Annotated in this window: 15 protein-coding genes; 5 read left to right on the forward strand and 10 right to left on the reverse strand. The window is 72.7% G+C overall.

The features are described 5' to 3' along the window. The first annotated feature begins 231 nt into the window (after positions 1-231). Positions 232-606, forward strand: coding sequence for an RNA polymerase-binding protein RbpA (locus KUM03_RS35025; protein WP_003977404.1), 375 nt, complete (start codon positions 232-234; stop codon positions 604-606). A gap of 129 nt (positions 607-735) precedes the next feature. Here KUM03_RS35025 and fxsA read toward each other — a convergent pair whose 3' ends face one another. The 4 genes from fxsA to KUM03_RS35045 form a co-directional block, all read right to left on the reverse strand. After that, positions 736-1,314, reverse strand: a complete 579-nt coding sequence (gene fxsA / locus KUM03_RS35030; protein WP_217254597.1) for an FxsA family membrane protein — start codon at positions 1,312-1,314, stop codon at positions 736-738. A 46-nt stretch (positions 1,315-1,360) separates the two neighbouring features. Next, on the reverse strand, positions 1,361-2,215 hold the full coding sequence (locus KUM03_RS35035; RefSeq protein WP_217254598.1) for a polyprenol monophosphomannose synthase: 855 nt from the start codon (positions 2,213-2,215) through the stop codon (positions 1,361-1,363). 526 nt (positions 2,216-2,741) lie between these two features. After that, a complete protein-coding gene (locus tag KUM03_RS35040) occupies positions 2,742-4,346 on the reverse strand; it encodes an amidohydrolase (protein WP_217254599.1) in 1,605 nt (534 codons plus the stop codon). Between the two features lie 78 nt (positions 4,347-4,424). Next, positions 4,425-4,865, reverse strand: coding sequence for an Lrp/AsnC family transcriptional regulator (locus tag KUM03_RS35045; protein ID WP_019325021.1), 441 nt, complete (start codon positions 4,863-4,865; stop codon positions 4,425-4,427). Positions 4,866-5,127: 262 nt separating this feature from the next. Here KUM03_RS35045 and KUM03_RS35050 point away from each other — a divergent pair, with 262 nt between their 5' ends. Then, positions 5,128-5,565, forward strand: a complete 438-nt coding sequence (locus tag KUM03_RS35050; protein ID WP_217254600.1) for a hypothetical protein — start codon at positions 5,128-5,130, stop codon at positions 5,563-5,565. Positions 5,566-5,882: 317 nt separating this feature from the next. Then, on the forward strand, positions 5,883-6,164 hold the full coding sequence (locus KUM03_RS38765) for a hypothetical protein (RefSeq protein ID WP_254400345.1): 282 nt from the start codon (positions 5,883-5,885) through the stop codon (positions 6,162-6,164). Here KUM03_RS38765 and KUM03_RS35055 read toward each other — a convergent pair. From KUM03_RS35055 to KUM03_RS35070, 4 genes are all read right to left on the reverse strand, one after another. Further along, positions 6,127-7,299 carry an acyl-CoA dehydrogenase family protein gene (locus KUM03_RS35055; protein WP_217254601.1) on the reverse strand — a complete coding sequence of 391 codons (1,173 nt, stop codon included), beginning with the start codon at positions 7,297-7,299 and terminating at the stop codon, positions 6,127-6,129. The two genes, KUM03_RS38765 and KUM03_RS35055, sit on opposite strands and share 38 nt — an antisense overlap. Before the next feature lie 231 nt (positions 7,300-7,530). Further along, complete coding sequence (locus KUM03_RS35060) at positions 7,531-8,187, reverse strand: TetR/AcrR family transcriptional regulator (protein WP_217254602.1); 657 nt, start codon at positions 8,185-8,187, stop codon at positions 7,531-7,533. An 82-nt stretch (positions 8,188-8,269) separates the two neighbouring features. Beyond that, on the reverse strand, positions 8,270-8,410 hold the full coding sequence (locus tag KUM03_RS35065; protein ID WP_217254603.1) for an SCO1431 family membrane protein: 141 nt from the start codon (positions 8,408-8,410) through the stop codon (positions 8,270-8,272). 112 nt (positions 8,411-8,522) lie between these two features. Continuing rightward, positions 8,523-9,905, reverse strand: coding sequence for a peptidase C39 family protein (locus KUM03_RS35070; RefSeq protein WP_217254604.1), 1,383 nt, complete (start codon positions 9,903-9,905; stop codon positions 8,523-8,525). Between the two features lie 188 nt (positions 9,906-10,093). On the opposite strand from KUM03_RS35070, the gene KUM03_RS35075 reads away from it, so the two are divergent. Both KUM03_RS35075 and KUM03_RS35080 read left to right on the forward strand, forming a co-directional pair. After that, positions 10,094-10,675: a uridine kinase gene (locus KUM03_RS35075; protein WP_217254777.1), complete on the forward strand. Its 582-nt coding sequence runs from the start codon at positions 10,094-10,096 to the stop codon at positions 10,673-10,675. A gap of 470 nt (positions 10,676-11,145) precedes the next feature. Beyond that, positions 11,146-13,002 carry an AAA family ATPase gene (locus KUM03_RS35080; RefSeq protein WP_217254605.1) on the forward strand — a complete coding sequence of 619 codons (1,857 nt, stop codon included), beginning with the start codon at positions 11,146-11,148 and terminating at the stop codon, positions 13,000-13,002. Positions 13,003-13,023: 21 nt separating this feature from the next. Here KUM03_RS35080 and KUM03_RS35085 read toward each other — a convergent pair whose 3' ends face one another. After that, on the reverse strand, positions 13,024-14,061 hold the full coding sequence (locus KUM03_RS35085; protein ID WP_217254606.1) for a hemolysin family protein: 1,038 nt from the start codon (positions 14,059-14,061) through the stop codon (positions 13,024-13,026). Then, on the reverse strand, positions 14,058-15,389 hold the full coding sequence (locus KUM03_RS35090) for a hemolysin family protein (RefSeq protein ID WP_217254607.1): 1,332 nt from the start codon (positions 15,387-15,389) through the stop codon (positions 14,058-14,060). The genes KUM03_RS35085 and KUM03_RS35090 overlap by 4 nt, the downstream gene beginning before the upstream one ends. Positions 15,390-15,578: the final 189 nt, after the last annotated feature.

Raw genomic sequence — 15,578 nt, forward strand, 5'->3', positions numbered from 1 at the left:
GTACCGTTACTGCGCGTCAAAGGTGCCGAATCGCTATGTCACATCTGCCAGCAGAGGTGACAAACCGGACGTCGGCGGGTACTGCACTGGTTGCAAGGCTGCGGCTGCGACGGCGACGCAGGGCCCGGATCGGGAGTCGGGACGGGAATCTTTACCGCCGCCCGGACGTTGACCGGATGACGACGACAGCGACACCTGTCCTGTGGGCGACAAGCCCGGGAGGCACGATTCATGAGTGAGCGAGCTCTTCGCGGCACGCGCCTCGTGGTGACCAGCTACGAGACGGACCGCGGCATCGACCTGGCCCCGCGCCAGGCCGTGGAGTACGCATGCGAGAAGGGGCATCGATTCGAGATGCCCTTCTCGGTCGAGGCGGAGATCCCGCCGGAGTGGGAGTGCAAGGTCTGCGGGGCCCAGGCACTCCTGGTGGACGGCGACGGCCCTGAGGAGAAGAAGGCCAAGCCCGCGCGTACGCACTGGGACATGCTGATGGAGCGGCGCACCCGCGAGGAACTCGAAGAGGTCCTCGAGGAGCGGCTGGCCGTTCTGCGCTCCGGCGCGATGAACATCGCGGTGCACCCGCGAGACAGCCGCAAGAGTGCGTGACAACAGTTCCTGACGGGAAACCGTAGGCGACACATATCGAACACCGCGGGTGCCGTACGTGAATCTCACGTACGGCACCCGCGGTTTCGGTGTGTCCGCGGCGGCACGGCGGCCGCGGACACAGAGCGCTCAGTGCGTCAGCGGGGGGCGCGGGTCCTGTGGGGCGTCGCCCGGCTCGTCCCGTATGACCTCGCCCTGGACGACCTTGCCGTCCGGCTGGTGCATGCGGGCCTGGCGGAAGGCGTCGCCCAGGGTGCCCGGGCCCGCCTCGCGGAGCTTGCGCTCGAACGTCCGCTCCGCGTACCGGCTCACGGCCTTCTGGACCGGCGGCAGCAGCATGAGCAGGCCCAGCGCGTCCGAGATCAGGCCGGGGATGATGAGGAGCAGTCCGCCCAGCATCGTCAGGCCGTTGCCCTCGCTGTTGCCGCCTGGCCGGGCTCCGGGCACGACGCCGGACTGCTGCTGTTGCACGGTCTCCTGGAGATTGCGGAAGGCCCGGCGGCCCGCCGCCTTGATCACCACGGAACCGAGGACGACGCCCGCCACCAGCAACAGGAAGACCACGAAGCCGCTGGAGGCACCCGCGACCACGGTCAGCAGCCAGATCTCCAGGACGAGCCACGCGGCGATGCCCAGCGGCAGGAAAGTGCGCAGTTTGGAGCGCGGGGGCCGGGCGGGGGAACTGGGAGTCTGAGCGCCAGTCGTCATACTCCCAGTGTGCCTGGCCCCGGCTCAGCGCGGCATAAGGGGGCGATCAGGTGTTCTTGTCCGTCGTCTGTGCCGGCTTGTCGCCCGCCGGCGAGTCCACCGCCCGGTCGGGCTGCCGGTCGCGGCCCAGGACCTTGCCGACCCGCTCCCCCACGCCCCACGTGGTGACCCGCCAGAGCGCCTCGACGAGGATGTCGCGGCTCATCTTGGAGTCGCCGTGTTCGCGCTCGACGAACGTGATCGGCACCTCGACGACGTGGTAGCCCGCCTTGATCGCCCGACGCGCGAGGTCGACCTGGAAGCAATAGCCCTGGGAGGCCACCTCGTCCAGGCCGAGCCCTTCCAGCGTCTCGCGGCGGAAGGCACGGTAGCCGCCGGTGATGTCGCGCAGCGGCAGGTCGAGCGCGAGGCGCGAGTACATGCTGCCGCCGCGGGAGATGAACTCGCGGGACCTGGGCCAGTTCACCACCCGGCCGCCGGGCACCCAGCGGGAGCCGAGCACCAGGTCCGCGCCCTTGAGCGCGGTCAGCAGACGGGGCAGTTCCTCGGGCTGGTGGGAGCCGTCGGCGTCCATCTCGATCAGCACGCCGTAGCCGTGCTCCAGACCCCAGTGGAAGCCCGCGAGGTAGGCGGCGCCCAGGCCTTCCTTGCCCTTGCGGTGCAGGACCTGGACGTGGTCGTCGCCGGCGGCCAGCTCGTCGGCGAGCTTGCCGGTGCCGTCGGGACTGTTGTCGTCGGCCACGAGGACGTGCGCCTCGGGGACCGCTTCACGCACGCGCGCGACGATCGCCTTGATGTTCTCCGCCTCGTTGTAGGTCGGAATGATCACCAAAGCCGTGCCCAGGGGGCCGAACCGCCTCCCCTGCCCCGCCGCTGCGGGGGTCCCGTCGCCGTCGTTCACCGCTGTCCCTTCATCTCCATACGCAGAGGACCACCATAATGGCCGCGGCCTGCGGGGACGTGACAGGACGTCCGCAAAGGGTGTCGTTTTCCCGGGGCCGGGGTAGGGATAGGCGTTTTCGGGACCGTTTGCGCGGCGGATGGGGGCCCGGCGCCCTTCGGGCCGACCCGGGACCCGCCGGCTGCGGGTCGGCCTGGGCCGTTGTCTACTGAGCGCCCGGGCCCCACCCGGGTCACACCTCCCGACCGGCCGGAACGTTCCGTCGTCACGGCGCGAGCGCTGAGCCTGGCTCCCAGTGACGGTGCCCCGGTGCGGCACACCGTCCCTGACCCAGCGGCGCCGCGACGCGCGCGCGGAGGATTCCCCGGTCGGGCGTCCGGTGGTGGACTCCGCCGAACCTACCGGCCCCCCGCCATCGCCTGTCAACAGTCGTTCCACCTGCGGCTTCCCCGCCAATGCCCAGGTCAGCGCGGAGGACGCGCAGGTCGCGCACGGGAGAAGATCATCGCCCCGTCGGCCGCGTGGATCACTCGCCCGGCCGTACGAACACCGTCCGGCCGCCCACCACGGTGCGCAGGCAGACGGGCAGGTCACCGCCCGGGGACAGGTCGGGCAGCCCCGGAGTACCCGAACGGGGGTCGGTCGACCAGCGGGCCACCCGGTCGTCGGGGGCCTGGACGACGAGTTCGCCGGTGCGCCACACGGCGTAGTCGGCGGGAGCGCCCGGCACCAGGGCACCCGCGTCGTCCCGCCCGATCGCCCGCCAGCCGCCGCGCGTGTGCGCGGTGAAGGCGGCGCGGACGGAGACGCGGTGCTCGGGCGTGCGGTGGAAGGCGGCGGCCCGGACGGTGCCCCACGGGTCGAGGGGCGTGACCGGGCTGTCGGAGCCGAAGGCGAGCGGCACGCCGGCGCGCAGCAGGGCCGCGTAGGGGTTGAGGGTACGGGCCCGTTCGGCGCCCAGACGCTGCGCGTACATGCCGTCCTCGCCGCCCCACAGGGCGTCGAAGGCGGGCTGGACGGACGCGGTCAGGCCCAGTTCGGCGAAGGCCGCGATGTCCTCGGGGGTGAGCATCTCGGCGTGTTCGACGCGGTGGCGGGCGGCGCGGACGCGGGCGAGGCCGAGCTTCTCGGCGGCGGCGCGCACGCCCTGGACCACGGCGCCGACGGCGGCGTCGCCGATGGCGTGGAAGCCCGCCTGGAGGCCGGCCTCGGTGCAGGCGACGACGTGGGCGGCGACGGCGCCGGCGTCCAGGTAGGCGGTGCCGGTGTGGCCGGCGTCGGCGTACGGCTGGTGCAGACAGGCGGTGTGCGAGCCGAGGGCACCGTCGACGAAGAGGTCGCCGGCGGCGCCGGTCGCGCCCAGCTCCCGTGCCTTGTCGACGTCCTGTTCGGCCCAGTAGCCGATCACGCGCGGGCCGGCCTCCTCGGCCGACAGCCGCAGCAGGCCGGTGAGGTCGTCCTCGGAGGAGATCTCCGGTCCTGCGCACTCGTGAACGGTCCCGATGCCGAGGGAGGTGGCGTGCGCGAGGGCGGCGCGCTGGGCCTCGGTGCGCTGGGCGGGGGCGAGGGCCCCGAGGGCGGCGGCGCGCACGGCGTGGTGGGCGTCGGCGGTGAGCGGGCCGTCCGCGCGGGTGACGTGGCCGGGGACGAGGTCGAGCAGCGCGGTGGTGACGACGGCCGAGTGGACGTCGATGCGGCTGAGGTAGAGGGGTCGCCCGCCGGTGGCCGCGTCCAGCTCGGCGCGGGTCGGGGGCTGCGCGTCGGGCCACCGGGAGGCGTCCCAGCCGTGGCCGAGGAGCACCCGGTCGGCCGGGCGGGCCGCGGCGAAGTCCCGCACGAGGGTGAGGGCGGCCTCGCGGGTGGCGGCGCCGGAGAGGTCCAGGCCGGTGAGGGCGAGGCCGGTGGACGTCGTGTGCACGTGTGCGTCGGTGAACGCCGGGGTGACCAGGGCGCCGTCCAGGTCGATCACCTCGTCCACGCCGTCGGCGAAGGCGTCCGCGGCGCCCTCGGAACCGACCCAGGCGACCTGGCCGCGTTCGACGACCATCGCCGTCGCGAAGGGGTCGGCGGGACTGTGGACCTCGCCGCGGCGCAGCAGGACGGTCGTGGACGAGGCGGTGGGCTCACTCATGGACACCAGTCTCGCCCCTCCCGGGACACGCCCGGCACGCAGGTCACCCCGTACGGCACCCGTCGGACCCGGTCGCCGTCAGACCCGGGGCGGCCGGGCCTCGTACGGCGTGGAGAGCACGACGGTGGTCCGGGTCGAGACGCCGGCCAGGGAGCGCACCCGGGCGAGGAGTTCCTCCAGCTCGTGCGGGGTCGACACGCGCACCTTGAGGATGTAGTTCTCGTCGCCCGCCACGCTGTGACAGGCCTCGATCTCCGGGACGCCGGCCAGGCGGTCCGCGATGTCGTCGGGAGCGCTGGGGTCGAACGGTTTCACGGAGATGAACGCGGTCATCGGCAGCCCGACGGCCTCCGGATCCACGACCGCGGCGTAGCCGCGGATGACACCGCGCTGTTCCAGTCGCCGCACCCGCTGGTGCACGGCTGACGTGGACAGGCCCGTGGCCTTGCCCAGGTCCGTGTAGCTCATCCGCCCGTCCTTGACGAGCAGCTGCACGATCTGTCGATCCAGCTCCTCCATGGCGCAAGAACCTACAGTGCGGTTGATCTCCTCGGGTACCGAGCGGTCCAGGTCATGCCCGGTTCGTGATGTGACGGGGAACCGGCCGGCGGCCGAGCGGGGCGAACCGGCGCCGGGCACCTGCGAGCGGCATGTGACGAAGGCCACACCATCCGTACGGTCTCCGTGATGTTCTCGTGATTACCCCGTATTGGGGACGGGAAGTGCTTGCTGTGGTCGAGGCCGCAGTGCCGTCACGACCCAGCCCGAGGGGGAGAATCCCATGCAGAGTCTTAAGCGCCCTGGTCGTACCGCGCCCAAGCGGCAGCAGCCGGTCGTCGAGCCCGTACCGGAGGGCGTCGAACCCGACGCCTTCGACGACGAGGAACTCGACACCTACGACACCTTCGAGATGTACCGGGTGATCTGCCCGGACTGCGCGCAGCCCATCGCGCTGCTGGCGGACGAGGAGGTGCTGCCGGAGCACGCGCTGTGCGCCTCGCCGTGGAACCCGTTCGGGCTCACGGTCTGCGCCGGCACCGGCCGCCGGGCCTCCGAGGCCCGCCCGGCCGACGAGTCCTTCCGGCCCCACGAGCAGGACACCGCGCTGCTGCTGACGCTCCCGCGGGGCCTCGACTGGCGGACCCAGCCCTTCTCCCACGTCGGCGGCCCGGGCTCACGCCCGATGCGGGTGCCGACGATGCGGCGCGAGGCGGCCTAGCCAGGGCCTGTCCGGCGGATCAGGCCGCAGGAGGGGTGCGGCGACTGGTGCGTCCGGCTGCACGGCGCAGGAGGGCGGCAACGCGATGGGGGGGTCCCCCGCTCGAGCTCAGTCGAGCCTGGGGCGCGTCCGCGGCGTGATCCGCCGGGCGGGCCTCGGGACGCGGTTCGGCGCGCCTCCCCCGCAGCACGGGTGGGCGGCGCGCCGAGGCAGGTCGGGCAGGGTGCGGCAAGGACGGATTGGTGCCGGACGCCCGCGAACTCACTCTCGATTCCGCGGGCCGGTGACCTGTCCGCACGGTGCCGCGTTGCCCTGGTATGACCCCCACGTACTCGGCGACCGGGCCTCGGCGCCGCGTGTTCGTCCCGGTGCCCGCCGGTCCGGTCCCGCCGGCTCCGCAGCTCCCGGACCCGCCGATCTACCGTGAGCTGATGCGCACCTGGGCCGACCGCGGCCGAACCCTGCCCGGGCGCGACGATCCCGAGTGGGTGAGGCTCGCGGCGCCCCCGCGCGGGCTCGGGGACTTCTTCGCCACCGGTGACTTCCGGGTCACCGGTGACTTCAGCGTCCCTCGGGACCCGCGAGATGACGGGCGATGACCATCCGCTGGATCTGGTTGGTGCCCTCGACGATCTGCAGCACCTTGGCCTCGCGCATGTAGCGCTCGGCCGGGAAGTCGGCGGTGTAGCCGTAGCCGCCGAGGATCTGCACGGCGTCGGTGGTGACCCGCATCGCCGTGTCGGTGCAGTGCAGCTTGGCCATGGCCGCCTGCTTGGCGAACGGCAGTCCGGCGTCGCGCAGCCGCGCCGCCGTCAGGTACAGCGCGCGGCCGGCCTCGATCTGGGTCGCCATGTCGGCGAGCATGAAGCGCACCCCCTGGAAGTCGGCGATCGGCTTGCCGAACTGGCGCCGCTCCGCCGCGTAGGTCACCGCCTCGTCGAGCGCCGCCTGGGCCACGCCGATCGCGCAGGCGGCGATGCCGAGCCGCCCGGAGTCGAGCGCGGACAGGGCGATCGCGAAGCCCTGGCCCTCGTCCCCGATGCGCCGGGTGTCGGGAACCCGCACGCCGTCGAGGTGGACCTGCGCGGTGGGCGATCCCTTGAGCCCCATCTTCTTCTCCGGCACCGCGGCGCTCAGCCCCTCGGCGCCGCCGGGGACCAGGAAGGCGGTGATGCCGCGCGGGCCGTCCTCCCCGGTGCGCGCCATGACCGTGTAGAAGTCGGCGATGCCGCCGTGCGTGATCCACGCCTTGGTGCCGGTGATGACCCAGTCGTCGCCCTCCCGCACCGCCTTGGTGCGCAGGGAGGCGGCGTCCGAGCCGGAGGCGGGCTCGGAGAGGCAGTAGGCGCCCAGCAGCCCGCCGCCGAGCATCGCGGGCAGGTGCTCGGCCTGCTGCTCCTTGGTGCCGTAGGCGGCGAGCGCGTAGGAGGCGAGGGTGTGCACGCTGACGCCGAGGCCGACGGTGAGGCGGGCCGCGGCGAGTTCCTCGAGGACCTGGAGGTAGACCTCGTACGGCTGCTCGCCGCCGCCGTGCTCGGTGTCGTAGGGCAGGCCGAGCAGGCCGGATTCGGAGAGCAGGGCGAAGACCTCGCGCGGGAAGCGTCCGGCGTCCTCCTCCTCGGCCGCGCTCGGGGCGATCTCACGGAGCGCGATCTCGCGGACGAGTGAGATCAGGTCCCGTGCCTCGTCCGTGGGCAGTTGCCGGTCCACCGGCTGCGGGGCGCGGTCGGGCATGGCGACGCTCTCCTCCCTGTCGGGCGCGTCGGCGGAGGGGCGCCTTGGGTGGACGCGGTTCCGCCGGCTCTGTTCGGCTGGGCCGATGCTCGCACTCCCGGGTCGCGGAAGCGGCTGACCAGCGGCTGTGGCCTGTGAGTATGCCCGATCGGAGGCACGGCGTCACCAGTTAACGACCGCTTACTTCGAGAAAGGTCCGGAAGGGCTCCGGCGGTCCCGGTCGGCCCCTGGTCAGTCCCGGCGGGCGGCGGGCGGGGCCGGGTAGGCGGGGTCCAGCTCCTCGATGGCGCGCAGGGTGCCGCCGAGCGACTTCACCAGCAGGTCGCGCATGGTGTCGCGGGGCAGTTCGGGGCGGCCGATCCAGTCCAGGGTGGCGCCCTCGACGCTGCACACCCAGGCGAGCAGGCCCATGCGGGCCAGCGGTCCGACGTCCGAGCGGCCGTACGCCCCCTCGGCGATGGTGACGACGATCGCCTCGCGCACCCCGTCCCGGATGGCGTGCACCTCGGCGTCGAAGCCGACGCCGCCGCTGACGATGGTGCGGTAGGCGGCCTGGTGGTGCTCGGCGTAGCGCAGGTAGCCGTCGATGGTGCGGTGGACGCGGTCCACCTGCGGCAGTTCGGTGCCGCCCGCGGCGGTGGTGACCAGTTCGCCGACGGAGTCCTGGATGATCGCCAGGTAGTAGCCCCGCTTGGAGCGGAAGTAGTAGTAGATCAGCCCCTTGGCGACATGCGCCTGGCGGGCGATGTCGTCCATCGAGAGCGCGTCGTACGACGTGTCGGCGAACAACTTCCGCCCGATGGCGATGAGTTCGGCGCGGCGTGCGAGCGAACGCTCGGTGCCGCGCGCCTGGGGACGGACGCCGGCGCGCTGTTGACTGATATTCAATTTCGACCCTGGTCTCCTACGGGGGGCGGGACATCCGCAGTATGGCAGGTCGGGTCGTGGGGCAGGTCACATGCGTGTCACGTCACAGCAGGCCCAGTTGGACCACGAGCATCGCGAGCACCACGACAAGGGTCCAGCCCATGACGTGCTCGAGGATCTTCGGGCCGTCGTCCTTGGGGCCGCCGGTACGGACACGGGTGGCGGTGGCGGTGTGTGCGGTCATGGCTTCTCGCTGCTCTCGGGCTTCGGCTTCGGTGAGGTCCCCCCGCTCACGGTGTCCACCTTGCCACCGTGAGCGGCTTTTGCGGCCGAGAGCTTGGTCACAGCGGGGCCGGTCAGCGCACGCCCACCGCCGCGAGGGCCTTGCGCTGGCGCGGGCTGGGGTGCGCGGGGAAGTACAGGTAGCAGACGCCGCCGGTTCCGGAGACGACCTTGCCACTGGCGTTGTACCGCTTGGTCCGCAGCCAGATGTTCTCCCACTCGCGCCGCTGGTAGACGCGGCGCACGGCCTCGTTGTCGTCCGAGGCGGGGTCGTTGGCGATGACGTCGCCGTCGGCGGTGAAGCCGACCACGGTCATCAGGTGGCCCGAGGTGCCGTAACCGGCCCCGGTCAACTCCTCCTCCAAGAAGGACTGGGACGTGATGGCCGGAATGCCGGCCGCGATCAGCGTCTCCAGGTCGGTGAGGGAGCCGAGGCGGGTGACCACGCCCTGGAGGTCCTTGAAGGTGGCCGCGTAGGCCGCGTTGAAGGGCCAGTTGCCGCAACCGGCGTACTGGTGGTCGTACGTGTACCGGGCCGCGTGGCAGACCTGCGGGTCGGCGTAGGAGGGGTCGACCCAGGCGAGCTGCTCCTCGGTGAGCCGGCCGCCCCAGTACTCGACGATCATCTGCGAGGAGGTGGGGCTGCACCAGGCCTCGCCCCCGTTGTCGTACTCGGGGTACTGGCCCTTGTGGATCTCCTGGGAGTAGCGCGGGACGCGCAGTTCCCGGGCGAGACGCGGGGTGGAGGCGGGCACGGTGAAGCGGTCGGGGACGTCGGAGCCCATCGCGCCGAGCCGCCAGACGGTGGGCGTGGCCTTCGTGCCCGGGCGGCGGTACAGCGTGAGCCGGAGCCGGTACGAGGCCAGGCACAGGCCGGTGGAGGCGTCGTCGATCGAGAAGGTGTCCGTCCAGACGCTGCTGCGGCCGTCGCCCTGGCCGTCGACCGAGGTGCGCCGGATGTCCTGGTCGCCGTCGCCCGCCGCCCAGCGGCCCATCACGTACCAGGGCGTGTCCGTGCCGTCGGAGTAGGTCCCCTTCAGCTCGACCTGGATCCAGGTGCCGGACGGGGTGTGCGCGTTCCAGGAGGCGATGGCCTCGGTCGCGGGCACGGCGAGCCGGTGGGCGGGCGAGGTCCAGGTCGCGTACTCCCAGGCGGCGGCCTCGCCGGTGTGCGGGTCGGTGTAGTCGGCGGTGCCCGCCGGTGCGCCGATCACGACACCGGGCCGGGCACCGGCGACGGGGCGGGCGCCCCGCACGGTTCCGCACCGCCAGTCCCGGAACGTGGTCCAGGCTCGGTAGTCGACCTGTCGGCCGGGGGTGCGGTCGGCGTCCGCCGGTCCGCCGCCCTCCCCCGGTGCGGCTTCAGCGGCGGTGGCCGGGATCGCACCGCCGGTCACCGCGGCGGCGACCGCGGCGGCCAGGACGATTCTGCGGGACGGCTGTTCGGCTCTGCTCATGGGTGGAAGACCCCCAGGTGTCCGAGTCGGGCGTGTCCTTGCACGGTCGTGCGCCAACTATGGCCGCAGGCGTCCGCTCCTGCCAGCACTTCTGCGCGCGCCACGCCATGAACATTGGTGTCTACCAGTGGCGGGGTTAGGGTGCCTGCGAAACGCCGTCCGCACCTCCGCACCGCCCGGGACCAGCCATCCACGACCTCGCAGCCCAGCTCCGCCGGCTTCCCCCGTCCTGCGGCCCCGTACGCCTGATCGGCGTCGACGGGCACGCCGGTTCCGGGAAGTCCACCTTCGCCGGGCTGCTGGCCGCGGAGCTGGGGGGCGCGCCGGTGCTGCACCTCGACGACATCGCCAGCCACGACGAGCTCTTCGACTGGACCGGACGGCTGCTGAGCCAGGTGATCGAGCCCCTGCGGCGGGGCGACACCGCGCACTACGCCCCCTACGACTGGCGGGCCCGGCACTTCTCCGCGCCCCGCCCTCTGCCGCCGGCCCCGGTGGTCCTGGTCGAGGGTGTGGGGGCGGGGCGCGAGGCGCTGCGCCCGCACCTGGCCCGGCTGTTCTGGATGGAGTTGCCGCGCCAGGAGGCGTGGGCGCGCGGACGGGCGCGCGACGGAGCGGAGCAGCGGGCGTTCTGGGACGGGTGGGTCCCGGCGGAGCGCCGGCACTTCGCCACCGACCCGTCACGCCCTTTCGCGCACCTTCTGGTGCTGCGGAGCGAGGAGGGGTACGAGGTGCTGCCGGGGCCCGCGGGATGCGACTTCCCACCCTGATTCCTCACTCAGAGTGACGAGCCGTCCGCAATGTGCTGAACTCGTGAAGATCGCCGCGCGACACCGGGCCGAAGCGCCTCAACTCCGCTTGACCCAGGGCCCGTACAGGTCTTACTTTCTGGTTGTGCGGCCGTTCGGAGCCGCCCGCAGACGCGAAGCCCCCGGTTGTTCCCCCGTGACCGGGGGCTTCGTTCTGCCCTGAGCCCGTTTCGCGGCTGCTCCGCGACGCTGTCCGCTCACCCTCGGTGACGTTCCCGCACGCGCCCCGTCGGCTCCGACCTCGTGCAACGGGCCTCCCCGGCGCCCTTCGGAGGGAAGACCGCCGCGGGTACGATGCCCTCGGTGCGACCCGGGGCGCAGTTGCCGCGCGCACCTTGCAACTCCGGCCCGCGGCAGAGCCGTTGGCCGAGGCGGCCGGCGGGCGACGGCCCGGCGGCATACCGACGGGGGCACGGTACGTGGGGGACGGGATGGACTTCGGCACGCAGGGCCCGCAGGCCCCGGCCGACCTCGCCTGGCTGCGCGGCGTGGACGCCTACACCATGGGGGCCTATCCGCAGGCCGAGGAGGAGTTCCGGGCGGCGGTACGCATCGATCCCGCGATGGCCGACGGCTGGCTGGGACTGCACGCGCTGCGCGTCGACACCACCAACGCCCTGCTCAGGATGTTCCGGCACCGCGAGCGCTTCGGCGAGCAGCGCGCCCGCCACCGCCGGACCCTCAACTCCTGGTACTGGCTGGGCTGGTGGGTGCAGCCCGTGCTGGAGAGTCCCCGCGACCTGCTGCTCGCGCACGCCTCCCACTGGCTGGACGGCCGCCACGTCCCGGAGCTGGACCGGGCCCTGGCCGGGCTGCCGCCCGTGGACACCGACCCCCAGGTCCGCTTCCTGCACGCCTGCCGTGCCTACCTGGTCAAGGACTGGGAACAGCTCGTCCGGCACACCGACCCGCTGCTCGGTGACCCCCTGCTGGGCATCGAGGCCGGTCTGTTCAGCGGCATGGCCCGGGTGCGGCTGGAGATGTACGGGCAGGCCGAGCCGCTGCTGTCGGCGGCCCTGATGCGGTGCCGCAGCGAACAGCCGCAGCGCAAGGAGCTGCGGTACTGGCTGGCGCGGGCGCACGAGGGCACGGGCCGCAGCGCGGCGGCGCTACCGCTGTACCGGGCCGTGCACCGCGTCGACCCCGCCTTCATGGACACCTCGGCCCGGCTGGCCGCGATCGCCGAGGGCGACGGCTACGACGACGCCGCCGACCTCGCGGGGCTGGCGCCGGCCGGCCTGGGGCCGGATTGCCTGGACGGGCTCGACGCCCTGTCCGGCGCCGACGAACGCGACCTCAAACTGTCCGTCCCCGAGCCCGGTCCGGCCGCCCCGCTGCCCTCGCTGTCCGGACCGCCGGTGCGCGAGAAGACCGACGGGACGGACCCTTCCCTGCCCACCGGTCCCACCGACCCCGCGTTGCTGGAGGAGGCGCTCGCCGAACTGGAGCGCATGGTGGGGCTCGAACCGGTCAAGCGGCAGGTCAAGGCCCTGTCCGCCCAGCTGAACATGGCGCGGCTGCGGGCCGGGCAGGGGCTGCCGGTCCAGCCGCCCAAACGTCACTTCGTCTTCTCCGGCCCCTCGGGCACCGGCAAGACCACCGTCGCCCGCATCCTGGGCCGCGTCTTCTACGCCCTCGGCCTGCTCGGCGGCGACCACCTCGTGGAGGCGCAAAGGGCCGACCTCGTCGGCGAGTACCTGGGCCAGACCGCCGTGAAGGCCAACGAGCTGATCGACTCCGCGCTCGGCGGCGTCCTCTTCGTGGACGAGGCGTACTCCCTGTCCAACTCCGGATACGGCAAGGGGGACGCGTACGGCGACGAGGCCTTGCAGGTGCTGCTGAAGCGGGCCGAGGACAACCGCGACCACCTGGTGGTGATCCTGGCCGGCTATCCGGAGGGCATGGACCGGCTGCTGGGCGCCAATCCCGGGCTGTCCTCGCGCTTCACGACACGGGTCGACTTCCCCTCGTACCGGCCGCTGGAGCTGACCTCCATCGGGGAGGTGCTCGCGGCCGAGAACGGGGACGTGTGGGACGAGGAGGCGCTGGACGAGTTGCGGTCGATCGCCGGGCACGTGGTGGATCAGGGGTGGATCGACGAGTTGGGGAACGGGCGGTTCCTGCGGACGCTGTACGAGAAGAGCTGTGCGTATCGGGATCTGCGGCTGTCGGTGTATCCGGGGGTGTTGAGCAGGGACGACCTGGCGACTTTGCGGTTGCCGGATCTGATGCAGGCGTACGGGGAGGTGCTGTCGGGGAGGGGGCCGGGGGATCCGTCGGCCCTGTGAGGTGCCCCGCAGCTGGGGCGGCTACGTAGCCAGGGTCACCTCGCGGTGGGCCGGGTCGCGTACCTCGCCGACCAGGAGTTCCAGCACGTCCTCCAGGGCGACCAGGCCCAGGACCTTGCCCGACGCGTCCGTGACCTGGGCCAGGTGGGTGGCGGCGCGGCGCATCACGGTGAGGGCGTCGTCGAGGGGGAGGTCGGGGCGGAGGGTCGTCATCGGGCGCCAGAGGTGCTGCGGGACGGCCCGGTCGGGGTCCTCGGCGTCGAGGACGTCCTTGACGTGGAGGTAGCCCATGAAGGGGCCCTGCCCGGCCGCGACCGGGAAACGTGAGTACCCGGTGCGGGCGGTGAGGGCGACGATCTGCCCCGGGGTGACCGACGGGCCGACCGTCACCAGGGACTCGCGGCCGAGCAGTACGTCCGTCACCGGGCGGGAGCCCAGTTCCAGGGCGTCCTCCAGGCGTTCCTGCGCCTCGGGGTCGAGCAGGCCGGCCTGACCGGCGTCCTCCACCAGCCGGTTGAGCTGTTCACTGGTGAAGACGGCCTCGACCTCGTCCTTGGGCTCGACGCGGAACAGCCGCAGGATGCCCTGGGAGCAGGCGCCCAGGGCGAAGGTGATCGGCTTGCAGAGGCGGGCGAAGGCGACCAGGCCGGGGCTCAGCCACAGCGCGGTCCGCTCGGGGGCGGCCATCGCGAGGTTCTTCGGGACCATCTCGCCGATGACGAGGTGGCAGAAGACCACGGCGGCCAGCGCGATGACGTAGCCGAGCGGGTGGATGACTCCGTGCGGCAGGTGCATCCACTCGAAGACCGGTTCCAGCAGGTGCGCGACGGTCGGTTCGGCGACCGCGCCGAGGGTGAGGGAGCAGACCGTGATGCCGAACTGGGCGGCGGCCATCATCTGCGGCAGCCGCTCCAGGCCGTACAGCACCTGGCGGGCTCGGGCGGTGCCGAGCGGTTCGATCTGGCTGCGGCGGACCGAGACGAGGGCGAACTCGGCGCCGACGAAGAAGCCGTTGGCGAGCACGAGCAGCGCGGCGAAGAGGAGTTGCAGGAAGCTCATCGGGCGGCCTCCAGCACGGAGACCGGTGCGGTCCGCACCAGTCGTATGCGCTCGGCGCGGTAGTGGCCGACCTGGCGGACGGAGAGGCGCCAGCCGGGCAGTTCCGCGCGGTCGCCGACGGCCGGGATGCGGCCGAGCAGGTCGGCGACGAGGCCGGCCACGGTCTCGTACGGGCCCTCGGGGGCGTCGAGGCCGATGCGGCGCAGGGCGTCGACGCGGCAGCTGCCGTCGACGTCCCATGCGGGCCGGCCGTCCTCGGGCGGGGCGACGGCGAGTTCGGGGGCGTCCAGGCCGTCGTGCTCGTCGCGGACCTCGCCGACGAGTTCCTCGACGATGTCCTCCAGGGTGACGACGCCGGCCGTGCCGCCGTACTCGTCGACGACGACCGCGATGGGCTGCTCGCTGCGCAGGCGGGTGAGGAGGGGCCGGACGGGCAGGGTCTCGGGGACCAGCAGCGCCGGCTGGGCGATACGGCCGGCGGGGGTGCGCAGCCGGTCGTGCGCGGGGACGGCGAGGGCGTCCTTGAGGTGGACCATGCCGACGATCTCGTCGATCTTCTCCCGGTAGACGGGGAAGCGGGACAGGCCGGTGGCGCGGGTCAGGTTGACCACGTCCTCGGCGGTGGCCGAGGAGTGCAGGGCGCTGACCTTCACGCGCGGGGTCATGACGTGCTGCGCGGTCAGTTCGCCGAGCGACAGGGTGCGGACGAACAGGTCGGCGGTGTCCTGTTCCAGGGCGCCGGCCCGGGCGGAGTGCCGGGCCAGGGAGACCAGTTCGTCGGGGGTGCGGGCGGAGGCCAGCTCTTCGGCTGGCTCGACGCCGAGCGTGCGGACCAGGCGGTTGGCCACGGCGTTCAGCGAGGCGATCACCGGGTGGAACAGGCGCGCGAAGGCATGCTGGGGGCCCGCGACGAAGCGGGCGACCTGGAGCGGCCTGGACACCGCCCAGTTCTTGGGCACCAGCTCGCCGATCACCATCTGGACCGCCGAGGCCAGCAGCATGCCGACGACGACCGCGACACCGGGGACGGCGCCGTCGGGGATGCCGATCGCCGTGAACGGGCCGTCCAGGAGGCGGGCGAGCGCCGGTTCGGCGAGCATGCCGACGACGAGGGAGGTGATGGTGATGCCGAGCTGGGTGCCGGAGAGCTGGAAGGACAGCTCCTTCAGGGACTCGACGACGCGGCGGGCACGCCGGTCGCCGTCGGCGGCGGCCTGTTCGGCGTCGGGGCGTTCGACGGTCACCAGGCCGAACTCGGCGGCGACGAAGAAGCCGTTGGCGAGGATCAGCACGAAGGCGGCTGCCAGGAGCAGCAGGGGGGTGGTCATGATGCCGCCGCCTGTGGGGATTCACAGCAGGGGGCGGCGCAGGTACTGCAGGACGATCCGTCCATCGCCGGAGGGAGTCACTCCTCGGGTAGCGGGGACCCCCGCGCACCGGGCGGAGCGACGGGGGCGAGGACGCGACGGCCGCGTCCTCGTTCCCAGATTAATCACGAAAAGGGCGCCCGCGGCAGG

It is taken from the genome of Streptomyces sp. AC602_WCS936 (assembly GCF_019049125.1).
Taxonomy (GTDB): domain Bacteria; phylum Actinomycetota; class Actinomycetes; order Streptomycetales; family Streptomycetaceae; genus Streptomyces.

What these genes read in the sequence shown, in the direction of transcription:
- KUM03_RS35025 (WP_003977404.1), top strand. Translation starts at nt 232, where the DNA reads ATGAGTGAGCGAGCTCTTCGCGGCACGCGCCTCGTGGTGACCAGCTAC.
- fxsA (WP_217254597.1), bottom strand. Translation starts at nt 1,314, where the DNA reads ATGACGACTGGCGCTCAGACTCCCAGTTCCCCCGCCCGGCCCCCGCGC.
- KUM03_RS35040 (WP_217254599.1), bottom strand. Translation starts at nt 4,346, where the DNA reads ATGAGTGAGCCCACCGCCTCGTCCACGACCGTCCTGCTGCGCCGCGGC.
- KUM03_RS35045 (WP_019325021.1), bottom strand. Translation starts at nt 4,865, where the DNA reads ATGGAGGAGCTGGATCGACAGATCGTGCAGCTGCTCGTCAAGGACGGG.
- KUM03_RS35050 (WP_217254600.1), top strand. Translation starts at nt 5,128, where the DNA reads ATGCAGAGTCTTAAGCGCCCTGGTCGTACCGCGCCCAAGCGGCAGCAG.
- KUM03_RS38765 (WP_254400345.1), top strand. Translation starts at nt 5,883, where the DNA reads ATGACCCCCACGTACTCGGCGACCGGGCCTCGGCGCCGCGTGTTCGTC.
- KUM03_RS35055 (WP_217254601.1), bottom strand. Translation starts at nt 7,299, where the DNA reads ATGCCCGACCGCGCCCCGCAGCCGGTGGACCGGCAACTGCCCACGGAC.
- KUM03_RS35065 (WP_217254603.1), bottom strand. Translation starts at nt 8,410, where the DNA reads ATGACCGCACACACCGCCACCGCCACCCGTGTCCGTACCGGCGGCCCC.
- KUM03_RS35070 (WP_217254604.1), bottom strand. Translation starts at nt 9,905, where the DNA reads ATGAGCAGAGCCGAACAGCCGTCCCGCAGAATCGTCCTGGCCGCCGCG.
- KUM03_RS35080 (WP_217254605.1), top strand. Translation starts at nt 11,146, where the DNA reads ATGGACTTCGGCACGCAGGGCCCGCAGGCCCCGGCCGACCTCGCCTGG.
- KUM03_RS35085 (WP_217254606.1), bottom strand. Translation starts at nt 14,061, where the DNA reads ATGAGCTTCCTGCAACTCCTCTTCGCCGCGCTGCTCGTGCTCGCCAAC.
- KUM03_RS35090 (WP_217254607.1), bottom strand. Translation starts at nt 15,389, where the DNA reads ATGACCACCCCCCTGCTGCTCCTGGCAGCCGCCTTCGTGCTGATCCTC.